At 54.6% G+C, this 6297-nt stretch carries 6 protein-coding genes; 5 read left to right on the forward strand and 1 reads right to left on the reverse strand.

Annotated features, from left to right (window positions below; translation table 11 throughout):
* The first annotated feature begins 95 nt into the window (after positions 1-95).
* The 4 genes from ACTS3T_RS01660 (at position 96) to ACTS3T_RS01675 (ending at position 3789) form a co-directional block, all read left to right on the forward strand.
* Positions 96-1106 carry a zinc-dependent alcohol dehydrogenase family protein gene (locus ACTS3T_RS01660; protein WP_377968269.1) on the forward strand — a complete coding sequence of 337 codons (1011 nt, stop codon included), beginning with the start codon at positions 96-98 and terminating at the stop codon, positions 1104-1106.
* A 108-nt stretch (positions 1107-1214) separates the two neighbouring features.
* Positions 1215-2444: an acyl-CoA dehydrogenase family protein gene (locus ACTS3T_RS01665; protein ID WP_377968270.1), complete on the forward strand. Its 1230-nt coding sequence runs from the start codon at positions 1215-1217 to the stop codon at positions 2442-2444.
* Entirely contained in the window at positions 2435-3196 is a 762-nt protein-coding gene (locus tag ACTS3T_RS01670) for a PIG-L deacetylase family protein (protein WP_377968271.1), read from the forward strand. Before ACTS3T_RS01665 ends, ACTS3T_RS01670 begins: the two co-directional genes overlap by 10 nt.
* Positions 3193-3789, forward strand: a complete 597-nt coding sequence (locus ACTS3T_RS01675) for a class I SAM-dependent DNA methyltransferase (RefSeq protein WP_377968272.1) — start codon at positions 3193-3195, stop codon at positions 3787-3789. Before ACTS3T_RS01670 ends, ACTS3T_RS01675 begins: the two co-directional genes overlap by 4 nt.
* On the opposite strand, the gene ACTS3T_RS01680 is transcribed toward ACTS3T_RS01675, so the two are convergent.
* Positions 3736-5073 (reverse strand): glycosyltransferase, encoded by a 1338-nt coding sequence (locus ACTS3T_RS01680; protein WP_377968273.1) that lies wholly within the window; start codon positions 5071-5073, stop codon positions 3736-3738. The genes ACTS3T_RS01675 and ACTS3T_RS01680 overlap by 54 nt on opposite strands.
* Before the next feature lie 270 nt (positions 5074-5343).
* On the opposite strand from ACTS3T_RS01680, the gene ACTS3T_RS01685 reads away from it, so the two are divergent.
* Positions 5344-6174 (forward strand): sulfotransferase domain-containing protein, encoded by an 831-nt coding sequence (locus ACTS3T_RS01685; RefSeq protein ID WP_377968274.1) that lies wholly within the window; start codon positions 5344-5346, stop codon positions 6172-6174.
* The last annotated feature ends 123 nt before the right edge of the window (positions 6175-6297 follow it).

The raw sequence follows: 6297 nt of genomic DNA on the forward strand, positions 1-6297 counted from the left end.
GGGTACGGGTTCACCCAACCGCCCGCTACCTTTGAAAGCATTACCTTTGAGAACGTTAAGTTAGAAACAGACTTAACGTTCTACGAGGTTTGCCCATGCGTGCAATGCTGCTAGAGGCTCCCGGTCAACCCCTACGACAGGCGGATGTTCCCAAACCAACGCCACAAGCCCACCAGGTTTTACTAAAAGTGCAAGCTTGCGGCATTTGTCGGACAGATTTGCACATTGTTGACGGCGAACTCAGCCAGCCAAAGCTACCGCTGATTTTGGGGCACCAGATTGTGGGTACGGTGGTTGAGCGAGGCGATGGCGCTAGTCAATTTGCCGTGGGTCAGCGAGTCGGCGTTCCCTGGCTGGGGCAGACCTGTCAGCATTGCCGCTATTGTCTGCACAATCAAGAAAACCTTTGTGATAACGCTCTGTTTACAGGCTATACGCTCAATGGTGGTTATGCCGACTACGCGATCGCCAATGAACGGTTTTGCTTTGCCATCCCAGCCGATTTTCCAGACCTGCAAGCAGCGCCGCTTTTGTGTGCAGGGCTGATCGGCTACCGCGCCTACCGCATGACCGCTCAGGCTCAGCGTATTGGGTTTTATGGCTTTGGCTCGGCGGCGCATATTTTAATTCAGCTTGCTCAGTTTCAAGGCCGCGAAGTTTACGCCTTTACCCGTCCGGGAGACACCGCTGGTCAAACATTTGCCCGTCAGTTGGGGGCGGCTTGGGCGGGCGGCTCTGACCAGGCACCACCGCAGTTGCTAGATGCGGCCATCATTTTTGCCCCTGTCGGCGCTTTGGTGCCTGCGGCGCTGCGGGTGTTGGCCAAGGGGGGCATTGTGGTGTGTGCGGGGATTCACATGAGCGAGATTCCAGCTTTTCCTTACAAAATTTTGTGGGAAGAACGCCAGGTGCGATCGGTTGCCAACTTGACGCGCCGGGATGGGGAAGAATTTCTGGCGCTGGCACCGCAAGTACCGATCAAAACCGAAGTCACGCCTTTTGCGCTGGAGCAGGCCAACGCCGCTCTCGCTGCGCTGCGACAAGGTGAAATTCAAGGTTCGGCTGTATTGGTGATGTCACCCGAGGGCGAACCCACCCCCGCTTAAGCGGGCTACCTCTACAGAGGGGCAGCCACCAAAGCGCGAATCTCACATAGGATAGAGGCCGAAAGCAAAAGCCAGCAGGACAATGAAGAGCAGTTTTCTCTTCATACCATGACCGTGACACCGCCTCTTGTAGAAACCGCATCGGCTGAAGATTCTGCTTCTGCACCGCTCTCCAGTTTGCCATTGGCTCAATCAAAAGTTTTACTAGCGGCGGCAGTTGATATTGCCGATTTTGCGGCTAGCCATGCAGCAGCAATTGACCGTTTGGGGGGCTTTCCGGCAGAGGAGTTTGAGCGGTTGGCTCAAGCAGGTCTATTAACAGCGCCGCTACAGCCAGCATGGGGCGGCGTGGGGCTGGGCTTTGAGGCGGGGCAAACCGGGCTGACGTTGCAGATATTGCAGCAAATGGGGCGGGGCAATTTAGCCTTAGGACGGGTCTATGAAGGGCACATTAACGCTTTGCAGCTAATTCAAACCTTCGCCACACCAGCGCAGATGCAGAAATTTGCCCAAGCTGCTCAGGCGCAAAAGGTATTTGGCGTTTGGAACGCGGAGGCAGAAGACGGGGTGAAGCTGTGGCCGCTGGCAAATGGCGGCTATCGGTTAACGGGTAGCAAAACGTTTTGTTCTGGCTGTGGCTATGTCGATCGCCCGTTTGTTAACGGTGCCCTGCCAGATGGTCGCTGGCAAATGTGCGTGGTGCCGCTAGAGCAAGTCAGCGTTGCTGTGGATGCCGACTGGTGGCAGCCGTCTGGCATGAGAGCGTCTGCCAGCTACAAGGTAGACTTTAGCGGCGTTGAGCTAACCCCTGCTGATTTAGTGGGGCAACCTGGCGACTACTTTCGCCAGCCCTGGCTAACAGCAGGCGTTTTGCGCTTTGCTGCCGTGCAACTGGGCGGCGCTGAAGCGCTCTTTGATGCCACCCGCCGCTACTTACAAGCTTTGAACCGCCTCGATCATCCCCACCAACAGGCGCGGCTGGGCAAAATGGCGATCGCTTTAGAACAGGGCAACTTGTGGCTGCAAGGCGGTGCCGCCCAAATTGAACGCTACAGCCCGGTTTTTGGCGGGTGGCCCGATGAGCCTCACCCCAAGGTGGCTTCGCTGGTTGGCTATGCCAACATGGTACGCACTGCAATTGAGCAAATTTGCATCGACATGATGCAGCTAGCAGAGCGGTGTATCGGCACACGCGGGTTGCTGCCGCCCCAGCCCAGTGAACGCATTATTCGCGACCTCACCCTTTATCTACGGCAACCCGCTTTTGACGCGGCTCTCACCGGGGTCGGTCAGTATGTGCTTTCGCAAACCCAGCCGGGTAGAGCGCTGTGGCGCTAGAAACAGGCGATCGCGCCTTACCGTCAACCGCCATTACCGACCTAGCGCTGCACCCCGCCGAAACCGCTTTGGCTTCCTGTCAGCAGGCGATCGCGATCGCGCCCCATCCCGACGACGAAACCTTAGGATGTGGTGGGGCGATCGCTTTATTGCGGCAGCGATCGGTTCCTGTACGCGTTCTGGTAGTGAGCGACGGCAGCGGCTCCCATCCCCACTCGCAGCACTATCCGGCTCCCCGCTTAAAAAAACTGCGCCAGCAAGAAACGATCGCAGCGTTGCAAATACTCGGCGTTCCCGCAGCGGCCATTACCTTTTTAGGCTGGCCAGACAAAGCCGTTCCCCAACCCGGTAGCCCCCACTTTGGCACCGCAGTGGCTAACTGCCGTCGCTATCTGCGCTGTCATCAACCAGCGCTGCTTTTTGTGCCGTGGCAACACGACCACCACCGCGACCACCGGGCAACTTGGCAGATTGTGCAATCCGCACTTCAGGGTTGGCCGCAACCGCCCCGACAACTGGCCTATGCCGTTTGGGGTAGCCCAGCGGCGGGTCTACCAGCCCTGCCGGGGGGCACTACCGGGTGGCGGCTGGATATTCGCTCAGTCATGGCCTTAAAGCAGCAGGCAGCCCTGGCTCATCAGTCTCAAACCACTGACTTAATTGCCGACGATCCAACCGGATTTCGCCTGACGCCTGCCATGCTGGCGAACCTGATTCAACCCTGGGAAACTTATTTAGAAGAAAGCTCATGACTCACGCTCAATCGTCTGCAGAATCGCTGCCGCCTCGCTATTTTGAGCAACTCTATGCCCAAAATCCAGACCCCTGGCAGTTTGAAACCAGCCCTTACGAAGCCCAAAAATATGCCGCCACGCTAGCTGCGCTGCCCCGCCCACAGTACCGCTCAGCTTTTGAAATTGGCGGCTCAATTGGCGTTTTAACGGAAAAATTAGCAGCCCGCTGCCAGTCTCTTTTGTCAGTAGATGTGTGCGCCCAGGCGCAAGCCCGCGCCAAACACCGCTGCCGCCATTTGCCGCAGGTAACGTTTGCTCAAATGCAGGTACCTCAGCAATATCCCGATCGCATGTTTGATTTGACGCTGGTTTCTGAGGTGGGCTACTACTGGGGCTGGTCAGATTTACAAAAAGCGCAAACCCAAATTGCCCAGCATCTAGAACCGGGCGGCCACCTGCTTTTAGTCCATTGGACACCGCAAACCCGTGAATATCCCCTCACAGGAGACGAAGTTCACCATGCCTTTTGGCAGCAGGTGGGTACCCACTTTCGGTCTTTAGTAAGTCAGCGAGAAGAGCGGTATCGGCTGGATTTGTTTGAGCGTCTCTAGCAAAGGATAAGCAGACCTACTGACAGAAGGGATCGCCTCTACGGGAGCTATCCACGGTTGCCGTAGCGACTGTAAGCGCTGCCGCAGATGCATATTGGCATGGCTAATTTCTGTAGTGGCTGACTGCCACATACTTACGTCTAAGCGCTTTTTTTGATCCGTTTCGATCGCCTCTAATAGCAAACCAAAGGTCAGCGCGGTTTTAATTTGCTGGCGTAGCTGCGCCTCTGGCAGACCTAGGCTGGTGGCTATGGGGTTGAGGCGCAATTTTGCCCCTTCTTCAGAGGGGTTTTGCCTCAAAGCCGCCCAGCATTGTCGTAACTGGCGGCGGAGTAAAATGCGGGCTTCTGTCAGCCGGGGCGACTCCACCCAAATAGCCTTCTGCTCTCGGCTGGCTTGGGTCAACTGGTTGAGTCTGGCGGCCAAACCGCCACCCGTGCGACCCAGTCGTCGGGCACTGGTGATGACGCGCACATGCGGGCTGTGGCGAATTTTGGCATCTACTTGCTGTAGCTTATGGTAAAGCGCTACGTCTTCTTGCTCTGGCACCAAGGGAACGCCCCCCACCTGCCCGTAAAGCGCAGCAGAAACCGCCAGGTTAGCCCCAAAGTGCTGGTAGTGGCGCGGCCAGCGGTCGTGGGGCAGGGGGTCGAGCAAAGCTTCTAGCTGAGCGGTGAAATAGCGATGAGCCATGTAGCGCAAAAAGTAGAGAGAGGTTTTAGCCGGGGTGCCCAGATCGGGCGTGCGGCGGGTCAAAATGCGGCCACAGATGGCATCTACGCCCTGGTCAAATTCGTTGAGCAAAGACGATAGCCAGTTGGCAGCGACTTCTGTATCGCCATCGGTAGAGGCAATCAGACGGCGATCGCGGCTTGCTTGCCTCAGGGGGTGATCCGCCAGCAGCGATAGGCGGCGATAGGCTTCATTCAGCACCAAGCGACGGGCTTGGCCGACATGGGCTTGAGGCTGGGGCAGCGTTACCTCAATCACCTGCAAATTGAGAGCAGGGTATTTTTGGCCAAGTGCCCAAGCGATCGCGGCTGAATTATCACTACAGTTGTTAGCCAAAATTAAAACTTCGTAGCTAGCAGGGTCGAGGGGTTGGCCGCGCTCATCAACCTGGTGGGCTAAGGCTTTTACTAAAGCGGGTAAGTGTTCGGCTTCGTTGCGAATGGGCACCCCCACGCAAACGCGGCAGGTGGGTAGCGGTAGGGTTGGGGTAAGCGGCAGCAGTTCGGTGGGTTGTAAAGCAGTCTGCAAAGGCTGAGCAAAAATAGCTGACATAGTTGAATGATTAAGCGGAGAAGCCGCTGAAGGGCCATCCTAAATTCTGTCAACTTGGCCTGATTTACTGCTCTCTACAAAGTCATATCTGCAAAGCTGGGCTTAACTCTGTGGAACTATTTCTTTAGGCAACCCTATCCGGTTACGTTGGGTTTGACCTGGCTTAAAAGCCAGTAAATCAAGCCTTTGGCCTTTTTAACCGCGAAATCAACAGTTCAGCGACTTTTGGCAGCGCCTAAAATTTATTTCTTTAGATAGAAGAGTCAGCCAATGACCCACCCAATTCCTGAAAATGCCTACGTCATGATTATCGGTGCGATGAAATGTGGCACCTCTTCGCTGTATAGCTATCTCAAAAAGCATCCTGAGATTTGTCCGGCCTCAACCAAAGAACCAGAGTTTTTTTCAGAAAATCAAAAGCATGGGGTAGCAATCGAAAACTATAGCGACCTCTGGAATTTTGATCACACCGTCCACAAATATGCGTTAGAAGCGTCTACGGGTTATACCAAATATCCCACTGAACCCAATGTCGCCCAAAACATCTTTAACTATGGAATTAAACCCAAGTTTATCTACATTATTCGCAATCCGTTTGAGCGCATTGCTTCTCACTTTAATTACATGCGGCGGGACGAATCTTGGCTGGCTAATATTGATAGCCCTTTCGTCATTCATACCAGCAATTATTTTCTTCAGTTAGAGCAGTACACCCAATATTTTCCGCTGGAAGATATTTTGGTTTTGGATTTTGATGATCTCAAAAAACAGCCGCAGCAGGTGTTACAAACCACCTATGCTTTTCTGCAACTATCATCTAGCTATTTTCCGCCCGCTTATGAGGTCAAAAATTCAACTCCGGTTGAGTCTAAAATTGAGTGGTCGCTGAGGCGGCTGAAGCTGCGGCCTTGGTTAAAGCAATTACCTGAACCCATTAAGCAAGCAGGCAAACGCTTACTGCAAAGAACGCCCCCAGTTGAAAGACGGGTGTTAACTGAGACGGAGAAAGCTTTTATTTACCGCGAACTCCAGGCGAGTATGGTTCGTTTGCAACAGGTCTATGGCTTTGATGTGGGTAAGTGGGGATTTGACGCGGCCTAAGGCGATCGCGCGATCGCCCTAGAAAACGCCCGGTGTTTAAGCCGTTAGCGCCAGCGATCGCCCTTAATTGAGCCGACAGCGCTTGGTGAGAATCACCATCACTTCGTTAGGCCGTCCGGTAGA

This window comes from Almyronema sp., from assembly GCF_052168255.1.
Lineage (GTDB): Bacteria > Cyanobacteriota > Cyanobacteriia > Phormidesmidales > Phormidesmidaceae > Sphaerothrix > Sphaerothrix epifaneia.